The following is a 16,544-nucleotide window of genomic DNA, read 5'->3' as shown; positions in this document are numbered from 1 at the left end:
GGGAGCATGGCGGAGCGTCTGGCGGTCGACGGTGATGAACTCGCGCGGTTCATGAGGATGTTGAGCAAGTCCACCGACTCGCTCAAGGGTGTCCGTAAAGCGCTGTCGGACGCGACGATCACCGGACTCGGCACGGACGATCTGGACTCTGCGTGCCAAGAGTTCCAGGAGGACTGGAAGTACGGCAGCGAGGAGATCGGCAAGCAGACCGATGACCTTGCCGACATCATCGGGAAGAGCAAGGACAGCTACCGCGAGGTCGACAAGGCGCTTGAGGAAGCTTTGAAAAAGGCCCGGGATGGCAAGGGCGGAGGAAAAAAGTGAGCGTTGCTCCAGGTGTCGAACCGTCGCCGTACCCAGATTCCCAGGCGCGTAGGAACGGAGACCTTCCGCAGGGGCTGAAGTCCTATCGGCCCGGCCCGGACATTGGCTACCAGCACCTGGGGTTCAACCCCGTGCCGGGCTCCACTGAGACCGTGCGGGGGCTGTACAAGAAGCTCGCTGGTTGCGCGAAGGTCCTTGAAACGACACATGAGCTCGTCACCAAGCTGATGGACGGCAGCTACTGGGAAGGTGATGCGGCCGTAGCCTTCCGGGAGCAGCTCGACGGTGGCCCGCTGCCGCTCAACCTGAAGAACGCGGCGCACTCCATCCGTAAGGCGGCCAAGCAACTCGACCGTTGGGAAGGCGAACTCGACGACTTCCAGCGTCGAGCCAAGCGTCTCGAAGAGGACGCAAGGGAAGCCCAGGGTGTGGTCGACCGGGCGAAGGGGCGCGCAACCGAGGCCGGCGACGATCCGGGCCTGGACAAGAAAGGCGCGGATCACGACGCCGCGAAGAAGGCACTGACCCGCGCGAACACAGATGTGGAAGGGGCCGAGGCCGAGCTGGAGAAGATCCGGGGCAGGGCTCGGACGCTGGCTGAAGAGCACGAGGACAGGGCGAAGTACCGGGCAACGAAGATCCGTGACGCTACGAAAAAGCTGGCGCCGCACGAGCCGGGATGGTTCGACGAGGCGCTCGACTGGCTCGGGGACAACCTGCCGGACATCTTGAGTTTCGTGGCCGGTGTCGTTGGATTGGTAGCGATCATCTTCGCCGGTCCGTTGGGAGTCGCGATGGTGGCCGCGTTGCTGCTCGCAGCGTCTGTGCTGAGTGCAACAGCGTTGGGAGTTCGCCTCTATGCGAAACCTGAAGTTTGGGAGTCCCTGAAAGATGGCTTCATCAAGGGCGAGTTCGACGTCGATTTCTGGAGTAACGCGGTCACTGTCGGGGCTGACGCAATGGGTACGCTCCCGGGGCTAGGGGCAGCAGTCGTTGGGGTTAAAGGGACGGTAAATGCCGTCAGGGTCGGGGGGGAAGCCCTCTCCCTCGGTCAGAAGATGGCAATGTTCGGCACCAGGACGATGGACAGCATGCAGGGCGTCGCCCAGTTGGACAACCCGCTTGTCGCGCGGGCGGTGAGGGGTGTCAGCAATCCTGAAGCCGTAGCTAAAGCTGTGGCAGTGACGTCGAGCGCGGTCGGCGTCGGTACCGGTGGCTTCGGCCTGTATAGCAAAATGGTGGACGCGGACGACAGTGAGGTCAAGGACGGGACGGTCGCAGGTATTGATGGCACGCGCCTCATCCTGGACAACGGTGGGATCCTCGACCTTGCCCGCCATGTCTTCTGACGCTTACCGATCGGAGAGGTACAGTCCATGAGCCCCACTCACTACCCGATTGCCTGGGAGCATCCAGCCACCCGTCGGGCCTGGACGGCACACATGGTGATGAATGTTGTTGGCTTCATCGGCTGGCTTGCCGTTTGGGTCGGCCTGCTTTATGTGCTTGTTGTGTTCTTGTCGCCGGGGTTCGTTTTTCTTTTCGTGCTGCCTCTTGGATATTGCTTCTATCGAGCCGTGACTCAGTTGCGCTACTTTTCTCCGGCTTTCCGCATGCGACGCATCTTGCAGACGTATCCATGGCAGGTGCTGCGCGATGTTTCACATGGACTGAATAATCATCCGAACGTCTCTGGTAAACATTACGGTTGGTTCGAGTTCTCCAATCCTGCACGCCTTGATCAGCCACTTCCCCTTGTTTTCTCTCAGCATATCCGTACGGAATGGTGGCACCGCCGGATGGCTCCCCGTACCAAGGTGGTGCTAAAGTCGCAGATTGGTGTTATCTGGTTCGCTGGTGATCCTCGTTTCATCGGTCTTATCGCTACGTCCACGCAAGACGGAGATAGGCCTCGCCGCATGCAAGTTCTTGAACAGCGGGCAGAGGTAAAAGATGGTCAGAGCTTCACGGACTGGGGTGCTACTTCGGAGGACATCGAGCGCGGTCGACGCGTCGGCATTTACCCTGCCCATTCTTGAGATGTATTCGGAATGCACCGTGAAGACTGTCGCTTTTGTCCTGCATGATTCCGTCAATGATCCAAAAGCGGAACTCTGGTTTGCTGAGCCCGCTGGCTTCACCGCCCTTCCCTTCGAAGTTTTCCTCTCCGAGCCCGGCTCCCCGGCGGCCGACGACCTGCATGCTGCTGTCGCCCCCTTCCTCGACTCGGCACCTGACGAGTTGCTCCGCCAGCAGTTCATCGCCAATGTCGCTTCTGGACAGCAACTGTTGGGGACGCTGCGTGAGTTCGGTACGGTGCACTGCTCCATCGGCCTGCATCGCGACGACGTGGACGAGACAGGCGCAAACAGCAGCCAGCCGCTGCTCTCCTTCTTTACGATCGCCTGGCGTGACACGGCAGTCGCGCCGCGAGGCGTCACCGCCGCCCGTGCGGTGACGTCCGCCGACGGGCATACGGGTATCGAATTCCTCGAACTTCCTTGTGGGCCTGCGACGCTCAGCGAGAGCACGCTGACTCCGTCAGCCGAAAGCGGTCTTCAACAGCAGCCGCTCATTCAGATCCACGCGCACCTGCCTCATCCAGACTGCAAGCGCTTGGCTGTTTTGACGGTCAGTACGACAGCGGTGGCTCGCAGAGCGGAGTATCGCGGAATCATCCAGCAGATTGCCGAGACAGTCAGCTTCGAGAATCCGCTGAACTTCGTGGCGAGTAAAAATCTTTGAGGTTGCACCTGCGGCCTTCTGGCGCCAGCAACACGTAAGCGTGCGTGGCAACAGTTCCTTGGGTGGCGCCGGGTGAGTACCGTGAGTTTCAGCCGCAGCCCAGACATCGATGAGGAATGTTCCATGCGAAAAGTCATCCTGATGATGTCCGTCTCCCTCGATGGCTACTTCGAGGGACTCAATCGTGAGATCGACTGGCACATGGTCGACGACGAGCGCTTCACCGGTACTTCAATCAGCGGACCAAGGCCATGGGGGCCTTTCTCAGTGGGCGTTTGACCCATCAGCTCATGGCCGACTTCTGGCCCACCGCTGACTCCGACCCCGACTGCCCCGCAGTCGTCGTCGAGTTCGCCGGGATCTGGCGGGACATGCCGAAGTACGTGTTCTCCCGGACGCTGGAGCATGCCGACTGGAACACCACCGTCGTGCGAGAAGTCGTCCCGGAGCACATCCGGGCGCTGAAGGAGCAGGCCGGCGGGGATCTCGCGGTCAGTGGTGCCGAGCTTGCCGCCGAGTTCATGCGGCACGACCTCCTCGACGAGTTTCATCTCTGCGTCCATCCCGTGCTGCTCGGACGCGGCAGACCGCTCTTCCTCGAGGCCGACCGCCTCACCCGGCTTCGGCATGCCGAGACACGTACCTTCGGCAACGGCGTCGTCCTCCTGCGGTACGAGCGTGTCAGTAGCCACGGCCAGTAATGGTGTTGTACAACCGCGGCCACGCTCGATAGGAAGGCACCATGACCATTCTCGGCGTCGTCTTCCGCCCCCAACTCCCGCCCGAGCGGCTGCGCGCCCTCGCTCAGCTCGCCGACGCCACCGGGATCGAGGAGCTGTGGCTCTGGGAGGACTGTTTCCGTGAAGGGGGTGTCTCCGCCGCCGCGGCTGCCCTCGCCTGGACCGAGCGCGTCCGGGTCGGGGTCGGCCTGCTCCCCGTACCACTCCGGAATGTCGCCCTGACCGCGATGGAGGCCGCCACCCTGCACCGTCTGTTTCCGGGGCGGGCCGTTCTCGGCCTCGGGCACGGGGTGCAGGACTGGATGGGGCAGGTCGGGGTGCGGGTCGCGTCGCCGCTCACTCTGTTGCGGGAGCATCTGCTCGCGTTGCGCGCACTGCTCGACGGTGAACGGGTCACCGTAGAGGGGCGGTACGTGAAGTTGGACGACGTCGGCCTCGACTGGCCCCCCGAGCCCGGGCTGCCCCTGCTCGCCGGGGCCACCGGGCCCCGTTCACTCCGGCTGGCCGGGGAAGTGGCGGACGGGACCGTTCTCCACGCCGGTACTGCGCCCGACGGGGTGCGTCGGGCCCGGCAGCTGATCGAGGAGGGGCGGGTGGCCGCAGGCCGGACGGACGCCGCGGGGCAGACCCACCGTGTCGTCGTCTATCTCATCGCTGCCACCGGGGCCGACGCCGACGAGCGGCTCCGTCTCGAATTGGTCGCCGAGGGGCTGGCCTCCGTACCTGGTCTCGGCGTCGCCGGGGACGCCGGTGCTGTTGCCAAGGCCGTGGGGAGTCTCGTAGAGGCTGGGGCCGACACCGTCATTCTTCAGCCGACCGGCGACGAGCCCGACCACGAGGGCTTCGTACGGTTCGTCGCCGAGGAAGTCCGGGCGCTCGTCCCCTGACTCCGCGTGCCGCCCTCCCCGGGAAATGTCAGTGCCCCCTGCCACACTCCCCACCATGACCGACAACGTCACCAACAACGTCACTGACAACTTCACCGGCAATGACGACGTGCGACTCCGTGACGTCACCGAAGCCGACCTGGAGTTCCTGGTTCTCTGTGAGCACGATCCCGAAGCCGGCCGGCGGTCGCGGTTCACTCCTCGGCCGCGGGACGCCTTCATGAAGCACTGGAAGTCGAGGATCCTCGGCGACAGCACCGTGTTCGTGCAGATGGTCACCGTGGACGGTGAACCCGCCGGCAGCATCGTCGCCTGGTGGGCGGGCGAACAGGGTGTCGGTGGAGATCGCTTCGTCGGGTACTGGCTCGGGCGGCCGTACTGGGGGAGAGGCGTCGGTACCGTCGCCCTGGGTCAGTTTCTGCGGCGGGAGACCCACCGGCCCCTGTACGCCGACCCCTTCGCCGGGAACACCGCCTCCGTCCGCCTCCTGGAAAAGCACGGCTTCCGTCACACCGGTACCGTCCGCCACGGCGAGGACGAGCACGTCCTGCTGGTCCTCGGCAACCAGGAGAGCCCAGTCGGGTCATGACGGGCGGTACTCCCCGGTTCCCCCGTCGATCAACTCCCGCACGATGTCCATGTGCCCCGCGTGCCGTGCCGTCTCCGCCGTCATACGTACCAGGACCCAGCGCAGGGAGCACTCGTCGTCCCGCCATGCCGGCTTGCCCACGGTGTCCAGCGGGAGTTCCGTCAGTACACGGTCGGCGGCGGCGCGGGCGCGGCCGTAGAAGTCGGTGATCCGGGCCCTGGTCTCGTCCGGGCCGGCGGTCATGTCCTCCCCGAGGTACGGGTCGAACCAGAGGGGTTTGGAGCTGTTGTCGCTGGAGTGTGTTCGAGAGCGTCTAGTGAGTGGGAGTGAGTGTGGATGGTTTGTGCCGTGCTGCGCTCCTCGGCTGTGTGTCGGCTTTCGGTTGCGGAACTGACGTTCTCTCATCGAATGTGTGACCTTCTCGGGTGGTGGTCGTTTCCCCTGGCGACGGGATCTTCGGGCGGGGTCGGTTGGGGGTGGCGGGGTGGGTGGGCTGAGGAGTATCGCGGTGCCGTTCGTCGCGTCCGGTCCGTCCGGTGTGGCGATCCGGACCCGCCTCAAGCAGCTGACGCCGGGCGATGAGAAGGTGCTGCGGCTGGTGGGAGCGCATCTGGGGTCGCTGGCGTCGAGGGATCTTAAGGCACGCTGCCGGGATGGTCTGGAGCATTCCGGTGCGGCGTGGGCGGTGCGGAAGCGGGAGTTGACCCCGGTCTCGTCGTCGCGGTGGGCTGGCAGTATCACCAAGGCCACGCATGATCTGTGGGCGCTGGCCCGGCGCTGTCAGTCGGCGCATGTCCAGAATCTGGAAGCGGGCGTCCGCACCCTCACGCATCGGCTGTCGCTGCCGGTCGGGCAGAAGGGGAGCAAGAAGGCGCCTGGTGGTTACCGGTCCCAGCGGGAGTGGCATGCGAAGTCCCGGCGGCTGCGCGTGCTTCAGGACCGGCTGGCCGTCGCGCGGGCCGACCGCGAGGCCGGTGTCGTGCATGTCGTGCGGGGCGGGAAGCAACTGGCCCGTACCCGGCACCACCTGCCCGAGGCCGGTCTGACGGAGTCCGGGTGGCGTGGGCGGTGGGAGGCGGAGCGCTGGTTCTGCCAGGCGGACGGGGAGTCCGGGAAGCGCTACGGCAACGAGACCATCCGTATCAGCCCCGACGGCGAGGTCAGCATCAAACTCCCCGCACCGCTGGGGTATTTGGCGAACGCCCCGCACGGCCGGTACGTCCTCGCCTGCCGGGTCGTGTTCGCGCACCGGGGCGGCGAGTGGGCGGACCGCGTCGCGGCGAACCGGGCGATCGCCTACCGCATCCACCTGGACACGGGCCGGGACCGCTGGTACGTGACAGCGTCCTGGCAGATCCCGCCCACCTCGACCGTGCCGATGGAGGCCGCGCTCGCCCACGGGGTGATCGGCGTCGACATGAACGCCGACCACCTGGCCGCCTGGCACCTCGACACCCACGGCAACCCCACCGGCAGCCCGCGCCGCTTCTCCTACGACCTGACCGGTACCGCCGGACACCGCGACGCCCAGGTCCGGCACGCTCTCACCCGCCTCCTGCACTGGGCCCGAACGTGTGGTGTGAAGGCGATCGCGGTGGAGGACCTGGACTTCGGTGGGGAGAAGACCCGGGAGAAGCACGGACGCAGGAAACGCTTCCGGCAGCTGATCTCCGGCATGCCCACCGGCAAACTCCGCGCCCGGCTGTCCTCGATGGCCGACCAGTCGGGTATCGCGGTCATCGCCGTGGACCCCGCCTACACCAGCCGGTGGGGTGCCCAGCACTGGCAGAAGCCCCTCACCACAACCACCTGTAAGACAACTCGCCATGATGCTGCTGCCGTGGCGATCGGAAGGCGCGCCCAGGGACACCCGATCCGGCGACGGACGGCACCGCCCCCAGCTCACCGGAGTGATGAGCAGGGGCATCGGACCGTCCAGGCCGGTCGGCGTGTTCCTGGGCGTGAGGGAACCCGCCCCCGCATCCCCGGACCACGGACACGATCCGTCCGGCCCGGACGCGGAGCGAACGCGGGCAACCAGAACGCCCAACACCGTCCGGGGCGTTCGGCCGAGCATGAGACCTGGCAACAGGACTCACTTCCGCTCAGTCCCTAGGAACGGTTCCGTCTCCCGGCCGAACGTCGCCACGAACCAGCCGTACTCGACCGACGCCAGATGTTTCACCAGGCCCAGCAGACTCGTTCCCGAGGGTGTCATCGGCCTGCGGACCTGCTCCTCGTCCAGGCCCTCCAGTTTCCACAGCGCCGCGTCCCGCTCCTGGTCGAGCTTCGCGCGCAGCGTTGTCGTCTCGTCATCGGCGTACAGCATGTCCCGCACCACCTTCCCGCTCCCGGCCCTCCAGCGCTTCATACCGCTTCGTGCCGCCTCGGAATTATCAGCGGCCACTGACATCCGCCTGCGAACATCACTTCCATGTCCGTGCCTACGCCCGCGCCCGCACCCACGTCTCCGCCCACCTTCGAGCAACTCCTCGCCGAAGGCGCCGCCGTGCCCACCGACGGCTGGGACTTCTCCTGGTTCGACGGGCGGGCCACCGAGGCGCGGCCCTCCTGGGGATACGCCCGGGCCATGGGGGAGCGGCTGGCCCGCGTGTCCGCCGCGCTCGACGTGCACACCGGGGGCGGAGAGGTGCTCAACACCGCCCCGAAGCTGCCCCCGCTCACCGTCGCCACCGAGGGCTGGCCGCCGAACGTCGCCAAGGCCACCGCCCTGCTCCACCCGCGCGGCGCGGCGGTCGTCGCCGTACCGGACGACGCGCCGCTGCCCTTCACCGCCGAGGCCTTCGACCTGGTCGTGAGCCGGCACCCCGTCGCTCCGCACTGGACCGAGATCGCCCGCGTCCTGCGACCCGGCGGTACGTACTTCGCCCAGCACGTCGGGCCCGCCAGCGCGTACGAACTCGTCGAGCACTTCCTCGGGCCCCAGCCGGACGAGGGGCGCAACGCCCGCCATCCCGACCGTGAGCGGGCCGGCGCGGAGGCCGCCGGGCTGGAGATCGTCGAACTGCGCGCCGAGCGACTGAGGATGGAGTTCTACGACATCGCCGCCGTCGTGCACTTCCTGCGCAAGGTGATCTGGATGGTGCCGGGGTTCACTGTCGACGCCTACCGGCCCCAACTCCGGTCCCTGCACGAGCTGATCGAGGCCGAGGGCTCATTCGTGGCGCACAGCAGCCGCCATCTCTTCGAGGCCCACAAGCCTTCCGACTGAGCTGCCCCTCAATCGGAGACCTGGGTGGCTAATTCGGGTTATTTGTTACATAACGCAACATGCTGCCCATGGGCATCCGGATATCGCTCGCCCTCGTCCGAATATTGGCGAAAATCCAGCGGAAGGAGGGCTGTCCTCCGACCGTCCTGCTGCCGCCCGTGCGACATGTGTGTGTATGCCCGAAAAGGTTTCACGAGGTTTCCACATCGTTATCGCTGGGGTTCGTGGGCACGGGTCGGCGTCGCGTAAATTAAGGCAAAGGTAATTCGCGTCAGCAAAGCTGCGTGGACGGTACCGCGCAGAGGAGGGGTCTGCGCGGTGCCGTGTCCGTCTGTCCCGGGCTGGCGCGAGCCCGTCCCGCCGCCCGCTCAGTAGTCCTCGGGTGTCGCGCCGTCGGCCTGGATCGTGAGTCGTACGCCCCGCCGAACTCCCCACCTGTCCAGGGCTCCGGCCTCCGCCTCCAGGACCGACCGGACCCAGGGACGGGGGAGTCCAACTCGGCCCGGACGCATGGTTCTTACCGCCCGGACCCGCGACTTTCCGTCGAGATAGGCGACGTCGATCGCGAATCGCATTCCGAACGTGTGGACCGAACTCGCGGGCGTCAGCAGCAGTGCGCCCTCGATTCCGTCCCGGCCCAGCAGTCCGCGTCGGCGTGCCCGACCCGACTCGGCGAGCTCCAGTGGAATCGGCTCCGGTGTCTCTGTGGTGGTGAACGTGGCCATGGCTGCGAAGTTAACGACGGCGTCAAGCAAGCGTTCGCGACAGGGTCGCCCTGGGGAGGGGTGACGGGTTCGGAACCCCCTCGGAACCTTCCTGGCGCCCGTCCGGCACCCGGATGGCTCCGGGGTTGACGGGCAGTGCCGGACCAGGGGATGAAACCCGCTGGATGCCTCCGGATCACCCAGAATCTCGCGCTATTTCCTGGGAATCAGCTGTTTTCCAGCCATGATCCGGTCGTGAAAACGGGCTTCCGAGGCCATCCGCGCGTTGCCGGGTGACTTCGGAGAGTAGTTGTTCCGCGTCGATGTACGCAGCATCACTCACGAAGGGTTATGGTGGAAGCCCCCCCTCGGGCCGGTCCGTCTCCCCCCCACGGACCGGCCCGTTTTTTGTGCCCGGCCGGAGCCAGCCGGATACCGCCGCTCTCCGAGCCCGCCTTCCGCACGCTTCTCGACCACCTCCCTCACGCACTACCTGGCCCCCTTGCTCCCCCTGCTCCGCGCCCCCTCCTCTCGTGGAAGCAAGGTCCTGGAGGTCCTGGAGGCAAGGTCTTGGTGGCAAGGTCCCCTTTGCCCTCCGATGGCCCCCTGAGCGCACCGCCCCTGTTCCCGCGCGCAGGACCCCCCGTCCCGCAGCGGTACGCTTCCCTTCCGGGGATCGCCACCCCGAGGACCACCACACGGGCAGGAAATCGCGCCAGGGATCGCGCCGGCCGCGCCTGTCCGATCCGTACGGAGGGGCTGACAAACACGTGAACCTGCGCGACAACCTGCGCCGACTGCTGGTCAGGGTCTACACACGCAGGGTGGAGGGCCACCTCGACCACGACCAGGTGCCCAAGCACATCGGCGTCATCGTGGACGGCAACCGCCGCTGGGCGAAGGCGGCCGGCTCCACCACCGCCCAGGGGCACCGGGCCGGCGCGGACAAGATCGAGGAGTTCCTCGGCTGGTGCTCCGAGACCGACGTCGAGGTCGTCACCCTCTGGCTGCTCTCCACGGACAACGTCAACCGTCCGCAGGAGGAGTTGGCGCCGCTTCTCGAGATCATCGAGAACGTCGTGACCTCTCTCGCCGCCGACGGCCGCTGGCGTGTCCACCACGTGGGCAACCTCGACCTGCTCCCCGGGCAGTTGCAGACCCAGCTCAAGGAGGCCGAAGAGGCCACCGCGCACGTGTCGGGCGGGATACTGGTCAACGTCGCCATCGGCTACGGCGGCCGGCAGGAGATCGCCGACGCGGTGCGCTCGATGATGCTCGACGCCCATGACAAGGGCACCTCGCTGGAGGAACTCGCCGAGAGCGTCGACGTCGACATGATCGGCAAGCACCTCTACACCAGCGACCAGCCCGACCCCGACCTCGTCATCCGCACCAGCGGCGAGCAGCGGCTCTCCGGGTTCATGCTCTGGCAGACGGCCCACTCGGAGTACTACTTCTGCGAGGTCTTCTGGCCGGCCTTCCGCAAGGTCGACTTCCTGCGTGCCCTGCGTGACTACGCGGCCCGCCACCGGCGCTTCGGCGGCTGACCCGGGGCCGGAGCCGAACCGGCTCCGAGTGGGCACGGAATGGGCCCACGGAGTGAAATTCGCCCTCCCTGGGACGGATGTAACAAGGAGTTCACCAGCGCGCCGCCGTTTGTCGTGGCATGGCCGCGCACGTTCGAGGGCATAAGCCAAGCAGGTCGACACCCGAACCACGGGTGTCGTATCTCAGCGGACGGCACGGGGCCGTCCGCCCGGGAGGCCCTTTGCACCAGCCCGACCGTGTGGTCACAGCACGGGCGAACAGGCGGAGGGCCGGTTCTCGGCCCGCGCACTGGGGCCGTCGACCGGTCCAGATCTCCTTCGTCGCTCCCCGACCTCATCCGAGGGGGTACGTCCTTCCGTGGTGACCAGCACAAAGCGCCGTATGCCAGACCGGCGCACCTATGTTCTCGACACCAGCGTCCTGCTGGCCGATCCAGGCGCCCTGAACCGCTTCGAGGAGCACGAAGTCGTGCTGCCGATCGTCGTGGTCACGGAGCTGGAGGCCAAGCGGCACCATCCCGAACTCGGGTACTTCGCCCGGCAGGCCCTGCGCCTGCTGGACGAGTTCCGCGTCCGGTTCGGTCGTCTCGACGCCCCGATTCCGATCGGGGAGCTCGGTGGGACCGTCCGTGTCGAGCTCAACCACTCGGACCCCAGCGTGCTGCCAAGTGGCTATCGCCTGGGGGACAACGACTCCCGCATCCTCGCGGTCGCCCGCAATCTGCAGGCCGAGGGATACGACGTCACGGTCGTGTCGAAGGACCTACCACTCAGGATCAAGGCCTCGTCCGTAGGTCTCCTCGCCGAGGAGTACCGCGCGGAGTTGGCCATCACGGGCTCGTCCGGCTGGACCGGAATGTCCGAACTGACCCTGCCGGGCGAGCAGGTGGACCTCCTCTTCGAGGACGGTCACACCTACGTCCCCGAGGCCTCCGAGCTGCCGGTACACACTGGGCTGATGATCCAGTCGGAGCGCGGCAAGGCGCTCGGGCGCGTCACGGCCGACGGCAACGTCCGCCTCGTACGCGGGGATCGCGAGGCGTTCGGTATCAAGGGGAGGAGCGCTGAGCAGCGGATCGCGCTCGACATCCTTCTCGATCCGGACATCGGGATCGTGTCGATGGGCGGCCGGGCCGGCACCGGCAAGTCGGCGCTCGCGCTGTGCGCGGGGCTGGAAGCCGTGCTGGAACGGCGGCAGCACCAGAAGGTGATGGTCTTCCGGCCGCTGTACGCGGTGGGCGGACAGGAACTCGGCTATCTGCCCGGTTCCGAGTCCGAGAAGATGGGCCCCTGGGCGCAGGCGGTCTTCGACACGCTGTCCGCGGTCACCAGCCGCGAGGTCATCGAGGAGATCACCGCACGCGGCATGCTCGAAGTGCTGCCACTCACCCACATCCGCGGCCGGTCGCTCCACGACGCGTTCGTGATCGTGGACGAGGCACAGTCGCTGGAGCGGAACGTCCTGCTCACCGTGCTGTCCCGCATCGGCTCCAACTCGCGGGTGATTCTCACCCATGACGTGGCGCAACGGGACAATCTGCGGGTCGGCCGGTACGACGGTGTCGTGGCGGTCGTCGAGAAGCTGAAGGGGCACCCGCTCTTCGCGCACGTCACCCTCACCCGGTCCGAGCGATCCCAGATCGCCGCACTGGTGACCGAAATGCTGGAGGACGGGCAGATCTGACCCTGGTTGGGCAGATAGGAACTCGCTCGGGCGATTGGGTAATTGCGTCCGGTTACCGCGTAGTTCAAGTGTTTCACGAAAGAGGCGCCGTCCGGCAAAGGCGAAGAGCCTAGCCGGGCGGCGCTTCCGCGTCTGCGGCTTTCCTGAAATCACCGGGGGCAAACGAGGTGTGAGCTTTCACACGCAACTCAGAATTGCCACCCGCGTCCGGGTGCGGCAGAGTCTCACTCCTGTCAGGCCCCGCATACGACACATCTGTACCCCCAGTAGTACGGCACCACCGAAGCACCGCCTTCAACTCCATACCGTCGTCGTATGCCGCCCGTGCACCACGCGGCGCTCCCCGCAAAGGAGTTGCCCACCGGGCCCGTGTCTCCCGTGACCCCGCAGTTGGGAGGCCAGCGTCTTGGGGGCAAGATTGCGTCCGCCAGGGTCACCGAAGCGGGCGATGCTGGAAGGAAACCGTGTGAGCCGGATTTCGGTCCGGGGACTCGCAGTGGCTTCGGCCACCGCGGTCACCGCTGTCGGCGCAGTTACGGGTGTGGCCTCGGGCGACACCGGGACCCCCAACAACGCCGAGGCACTGGTAGGCGACACCACGCTGCTCACGGACATTCCCGTGGGTTCCCAGGCCGAGGTGCAGACCGCGTCCCTGACGCAGCAGGCCGATGTCCAGGCCATCGCCGCAGACGCCACCGCCAAGAAGGACGCCGAGGAGTCTGCTCGTAAGCAGGCGGCCAAGGACGCGGTGGCCAAGCAGAAGGCGGCCGAGAAGGCCGAGGCCGAGGCGAAGGCACGCAAGGAAGCGGAAGAGGCGGCCAGCCGTTCCGCGACGCGTGACGCCTCCAGCTTCCCGCTGCAGAACTCGTACTCGATCGCCGATGTGCAGGAGATGGCCCGCCAGATCGTCCCGGCGGACCAGTTCCAGTGCTTCAGCAACATCGTGGACCACGAGTCCAGCTGGAACTACCAGGCGGACAACCCCAGTTCGGACGCGTTCGGCCTGGTGCAGGCGCTTCCGGGTTCCAAGATGTCCTCGGCGGGCGCCGACTGGGCGACGAACCCGGCAACCCAGATCAAATGGGGCCTGAGCTACATGAACGACCGCTACGACAGCCCGTGCGGCGCGTGGAACTTCTGGCAGGCCAACAACTACTACTAAGCCTGCTACTACTGAGCCTGCTGCGACTGTTGCGGATTCCGCGCTCAGTTGTCTCAGCTCAGTTGTCTCAACCTTTCCGAGCCCCTCACCGTCCTTCGGTGAGGGGCTTCGGCCATGTACGGTCGGACGTGGACCGCTGCTCCCGAGGCTCTGGAGGCTTGGGGGGAGATCGATGGGCAGAGGGAGAGACGGGGGACGAGGGCGGATCATGTCGCGAGTGCCGCATTTGCTCGGCCGGATCGGTGGCCGACTCACCGAGCTGGGTGAGCGGTTGGACGCACGCCGGGCCGAGGTGGAGAAGGAGCACACGGACGACGGAGACTCGCCGCGAGGCACTCCGTCACGGCCGGACGCCTCACCGCCCGACCACGGGGACGAGCATGGGCGCGGGCACGAGCACGGACCCCGGGTCGAATCCGACGAGCGCGAGCACGATGAGCCCGAACAGCTTCCCCGGGCCCGCACCACGACCACCCCCACCGGCCCCGGCGTGATCGCCGTGCGGCCCGAGCCCGCCTCCGTCGTCCCGTGGGGCGTACGGGTCGCGGCCGAGGCGGGCTGGCGGCTGCTGGTGCTCGCCGGCACGCTCTGGGTGCTGATGCGGGTCATCGGCGCGGTCCAACTCGTCGTCTTCGCCTTCGTGGTGGCGCTGCTCATCACCGCGCTGCTCCAGCCCGCGGTCGCCCGCCTCACCCGGTGGGGCATGCCGCGTGGGCCCGCGACCGCGCTCACCGCGATCCTCGGGTTCGTCGTGATGGGGCTGATCGGCTGGTTCGTGACCTGGCAGGTCATAGAGAACACCGACCAGCTCTCCAACCAGGTCCAGGACGGCATCGACGAACTGCGCAACTGGCTGCTCAACAGCCCCTTCCACGTCACCGACAAGCAGATCAACAAGATCGCCGAAAATCTGCGCAACGCGATCGGCGCCAACACGGACTCGATCACGTCGGTGGGCCTGGAGGGCGTCACCGTCATCGTCGAGGCGCTGACCGGCATACTGCTGGCCGCCTTCTCGACCCTCTTCCTCCTCTACGACGGCAGGCGCATCTGGGAGTGGACGCTGAAGCTGGTCCCGGCGGCGGCCAGGCCCGGTGTCGCCGGCGCGGGACCGCGAGCGTGGCGCACGCTGACGGCGTATGTGCGGGGCACGGTGATAGTGGCTCTGATCGACGCCATCTTCATCGGCCTCGGCATCTACTTCCTGGACGTGCCGATGGCCGTCCCGCTGGCCGTCTTCATCTTCCTGTTCTCCTTCATCCCGCTGGTGGGCGCGGTCGCCTCGGGCGCTCTGGCGGTGGTGGTGGCGCTGGTGACCCAGGGCGTCTTCACGGCGGTGCTGGTGGTCGCGGTGGTGCTGGCCGTACAGCAGATCGAGGGTCACGTCCTGCAGCCGTTCATCCTGGGCCGGGCGGTCCGGGTCCACCCGCTGGCGGTGGTGCTGTCCGTGGCGGCGGGCGGCATGGTGGCGGGGATCGGCGGCGCGGTGGTCGCCGTACCGCTGGTCGCGGTGACGAACACGGTCGTCGGCTATCTGCGCGTGTACTCCCATGCCCACACCCAGGACTCGGCGGCGCTGCACCACGCACCGAAGCCGCGCGGGGCGACATCGTCGGAGATCGCGCTGACACGGTCGCAACGGCGAACCGAGCGAACCCAACAGCCCGAGCGGACCGGGCAGGCCGAAGACAGTCCGCCGCCGTCGCCGCCGTCCGACTCGGATTCGGGCTCGGCGCACTAGTCTGCTGCGCCTGAAATCCGTAGGTAGATTTCTCTCGTCTCGGTGGTCGCGTTCCCACCACCGCTGAGGCGCGTTGACGGCCCGCGACTCAGCCGGAACTGCCTGGAAACTCAGGCGCACGACACCGGACGGTCGGCCGAGCGCCGCGGGCGGGCGGTTCGGAACGCGCCCTCCGGGTCGCTCAGTTGAGGACCTTCAGCGCCGGGCCCAGAGCGATGAGCAACGGGATCAGCGGGGCCACCGTGGCGGCCAGGAGGGCGGCGGCGCGGTACGGGGCGTCCAGACGCGGCGGAGGCGCCAGGAGTCGCTCGACCCGGTCGCCGAGCTGCCCGCGGGTACACGCGCAGGACAACACGCCCCGGTGCCGGTTGAGTTCGATCAGGGCGAGCGCGGTGGTGCGGTGGCCGCAGCGCCGGGACGCGGTGTCGTCGGCGGCCAGTTCGACCAGGCGGTGCGTCTGGTCCCGGAAGTGCGCGAAGACGGGGACGCGCGGGAAGCCGGTGGCCAGCGCCTGCGAGAGATGCAGCAGCCAGTCGTGGCGGGCACGGGCATGACCGAGTTCATGGGCGAGTACGGCGTCCAGCTCGTGGTCGGACAGTCGGCGCAACGCGCCCGTGGTGACGACGAGTTGGGGCGTCGGGCCGGGCAGCAGCCAGGCGTCGGGATACTCGTCCTCCAGGACCAGCAGCGGCCCCCGGGCGGCCGGGAAACCGGCGGGCAGGTCCGGCGCGCGCTCCCGCAGATGGACGCGCCGCAGTCGACGCCGCCTGCGTGCCTCGGCGAGTTCCCGGGCGAGCATCGCGACCGTCCAGGCCGCCCCGCAGGCCAGCAGCAGCGTCAGTACGGTGAGCCAGACGGGCGCCCGCCCCAGTTGGTAGGCGGCGGTGACCGAGGGCGGCGCCGGCGCGAAGGCGTGGGCCCCAGCCGTCCCGAACGCCGCCGTCGTGCCCAGCAGCAGCGCGGCGAGGCAGCACACCAGCACGGTCGCGACCAGGCACTGCCACACCCACAGCCCCAGCACCGGCTCCCGGTCGGGCCAGCCGGCCCGGGTCAGCACACGCGGCAGGACAGCGGCGGCGGTCAGGGCGACGGCGGCCATCAGTACCAGGACGACGGTCATTGCGGGTGGCTCCCTCAATCGGAGAAGGACGGTCCTCGCGGCCGGTACGACGAAGGCGGCGACGAACGG

15 protein-coding genes and 2 pseudogenes are annotated in these 16,544 nt (G+C 67.4%); 13 read left to right on the top strand and 4 right to left on the bottom strand.

The window, feature by feature from the left end; all coding sequences use genetic code 11:
* Positions 1-6: 6 nt before the first annotated feature.
* The 7 genes and pseudogenes from QA861_RS15530 to QA861_RS15500 all read left to right on the top strand — a co-directional run bounded on the left by QA861_RS15530 (position 7) and on the right by QA861_RS15500 (position 5,285).
* Complete coding sequence (locus QA861_RS15530) at positions 7-324, top strand: DUF6317 family protein (RefSeq protein WP_334588917.1); 318 nt, start codon at positions 7-9, stop codon at positions 322-324.
* A complete protein-coding gene (locus QA861_RS15525; protein ID WP_334588916.1) occupies positions 321-1,673 on the top strand; it encodes a putative T7SS-secreted protein in 1,353 nt (450 codons plus the stop codon). Before QA861_RS15530 ends, QA861_RS15525 begins: the two co-directional genes overlap by 4 nt.
* 27 nt (positions 1,674-1,700) lie before the next feature.
* The gene (locus tag QA861_RS15520) at positions 1,701-2,363 is read left to right on the top strand and encodes a hypothetical protein (RefSeq protein WP_334588915.1); all 663 of its coding nucleotides are present in this window, start codon (positions 1,701-1,703) and stop codon (positions 2,361-2,363) included.
* Between the two features lie 19 nt (positions 2,364-2,382).
* Entirely contained in the window at positions 2,383-3,069 is a 687-nt protein-coding gene (locus QA861_RS15515; RefSeq protein ID WP_334588914.1) for a hypothetical protein, read from the top strand.
* A 123-nt stretch (positions 3,070-3,192) separates the two neighbouring features.
* A pseudogene (locus QA861_RS15510) lies at positions 3,193-3,770 on the top strand (dihydrofolate reductase family protein).
* Positions 3,771-3,811: 41 nt separating this feature from the next.
* Positions 3,812-4,696, top strand: coding sequence for an LLM class flavin-dependent oxidoreductase (locus QA861_RS15505; protein ID WP_334588913.1), 885 nt, complete (start codon positions 3,812-3,814; stop codon positions 4,694-4,696).
* Positions 4,697-4,751: 55 nt separating this feature from the next.
* Entirely contained in the window at positions 4,752-5,285 is a 534-nt protein-coding gene (locus QA861_RS15500; RefSeq protein ID WP_334588912.1) for a GNAT family N-acetyltransferase, read from the top strand.
* Here QA861_RS15500 and QA861_RS15495 read toward each other — a convergent pair.
* Entirely contained in the window at positions 5,280-5,690 is a 411-nt protein-coding gene (locus QA861_RS15495; protein ID WP_334588911.1) for a mycothiol transferase, read from the bottom strand. The genes QA861_RS15500 and QA861_RS15495 overlap by 6 nt on opposite strands.
* 103 nt (positions 5,691-5,793) lie before the next feature.
* Here QA861_RS15495 and QA861_RS15490 point away from each other — a divergent pair, with 103 nt between their 5' ends.
* Complete coding sequence (locus tag QA861_RS15490) at positions 5,794-7,401, top strand: transposase (RefSeq protein ID WP_334588910.1); 1,608 nt, start codon at positions 5,794-5,796, stop codon at positions 7,399-7,401.
* Here the strand turns inward: QA861_RS15490 and QA861_RS15485 are convergent.
* A pseudogene (locus QA861_RS15485) lies at positions 7,402-7,614 on the bottom strand (mycothiol transferase); the annotation flags it as partial.
* 105 nt (positions 7,615-7,719) lie between these two features.
* Between QA861_RS15485 and QA861_RS15480 the strand changes: the two are divergent.
* A complete protein-coding gene (locus QA861_RS15480) occupies positions 7,720-8,517 on the top strand; it encodes a class I SAM-dependent methyltransferase (protein ID WP_334588909.1) in 798 nt (265 codons plus the stop codon).
* 368 nt (positions 8,518-8,885) lie between these two features.
* Here QA861_RS15480 and QA861_RS15475 read toward each other — a convergent pair whose 3' ends face one another.
* Complete coding sequence (locus QA861_RS15475) at positions 8,886-9,242, bottom strand: DUF192 domain-containing protein (RefSeq protein ID WP_334588908.1); 357 nt, start codon at positions 9,240-9,242, stop codon at positions 8,886-8,888.
* A gap of 749 nt (positions 9,243-9,991) precedes the next feature.
* Between QA861_RS15475 and QA861_RS15470 the strand changes: the two genes are divergently transcribed.
* The 4 genes from QA861_RS15470 to QA861_RS15455 all read left to right on the top strand — a co-directional run bounded on the left by QA861_RS15470 (position 9,992) and on the right by QA861_RS15455 (position 15,355).
* Entirely contained in the window at positions 9,992-10,768 is a 777-nt protein-coding gene (locus tag QA861_RS15470) for an isoprenyl transferase (protein ID WP_334588907.1), read from the top strand.
* Positions 10,769-11,126: 358 nt separating this feature from the next.
* Complete coding sequence (gene phoH2 / locus QA861_RS15465) at positions 11,127-12,452, top strand: RNA 5'-3' helicase PhoH2 (protein WP_334588906.1); 1,326 nt, start codon at positions 11,127-11,129, stop codon at positions 12,450-12,452.
* A 466-nt stretch (positions 12,453-12,918) separates the two neighbouring features.
* Positions 12,919-13,614: an aggregation-promoting factor C-terminal-like domain-containing protein gene (locus tag QA861_RS15460; RefSeq protein ID WP_503461736.1), complete on the top strand. Its 696-nt coding sequence runs from the start codon at positions 12,919-12,921 to the stop codon at positions 13,612-13,614.
* Positions 13,615-13,822: 208 nt separating this feature from the next.
* A complete protein-coding gene (locus QA861_RS15455; protein ID WP_334588904.1) occupies positions 13,823-15,355 on the top strand; it encodes an AI-2E family transporter in 1,533 nt (510 codons plus the stop codon).
* Positions 15,356-15,536: 181 nt separating this feature from the next.
* On the opposite strand, the gene QA861_RS15450 is transcribed toward QA861_RS15455, so the two are convergent.
* A complete protein-coding gene (locus tag QA861_RS15450; RefSeq protein WP_334588903.1) occupies positions 15,537-16,475 on the bottom strand; it encodes a M56 family metallopeptidase in 939 nt (312 codons plus the stop codon).
* Between the last annotated feature and the right edge of the window lie 69 nt (positions 16,476-16,544).

Source organism: Streptomyces sp. B21-083 (assembly GCF_036898825.1).
Lineage (GTDB): Bacteria > Actinomycetota > Actinomycetes > Streptomycetales > Streptomycetaceae > Streptomyces.
Note: the sequence above shows the minus strand (reverse complement) of the source record. Positions and strands in the feature narration are given on the sequence as shown.

What these genes read in the sequence shown, in the direction of transcription:
- QA861_RS15520 (WP_334588915.1), top strand. Translation starts at nt 1,701, where the DNA reads ATGAGCCCCACTCACTACCCGATTGCCTGGGAGCATCCAGCCACCCGT.
- QA861_RS15530 (WP_334588917.1), top strand. Translation starts at nt 7, where the DNA reads ATGGCGGAGCGTCTGGCGGTCGACGGTGATGAACTCGCGCGGTTCATG.
- QA861_RS15500 (WP_334588912.1), top strand. Translation starts at nt 4,752, where the DNA reads ATGACCGACAACGTCACCAACAACGTCACTGACAACTTCACCGGCAAT.
- QA861_RS15475 (WP_334588908.1), bottom strand. Translation starts at nt 9,242, where the DNA reads ATGGCCACGTTCACCACCACAGAGACACCGGAGCCGATTCCACTGGAG.
- QA861_RS15450 (WP_334588903.1), bottom strand. Translation starts at nt 16,475, where the DNA reads ATGACCGTCGTCCTGGTACTGATGGCCGCCGTCGCCCTGACCGCCGCC.
- QA861_RS15495 (WP_334588911.1), bottom strand. Translation starts at nt 5,690, where the DNA reads ATGAGAGAACGTCAGTTCCGCAACCGAAAGCCGACACACAGCCGAGGA.
- QA861_RS15505 (WP_334588913.1), top strand. Translation starts at nt 3,812, where the DNA reads ATGACCATTCTCGGCGTCGTCTTCCGCCCCCAACTCCCGCCCGAGCGG.
- QA861_RS15455 (WP_334588904.1), top strand. Translation starts at nt 13,823, where the DNA reads ATGTCGCGAGTGCCGCATTTGCTCGGCCGGATCGGTGGCCGACTCACC.
- QA861_RS15480 (WP_334588909.1), top strand. Translation starts at nt 7,720, where the DNA reads ATGTCCGTGCCTACGCCCGCGCCCGCACCCACGTCTCCGCCCACCTTC.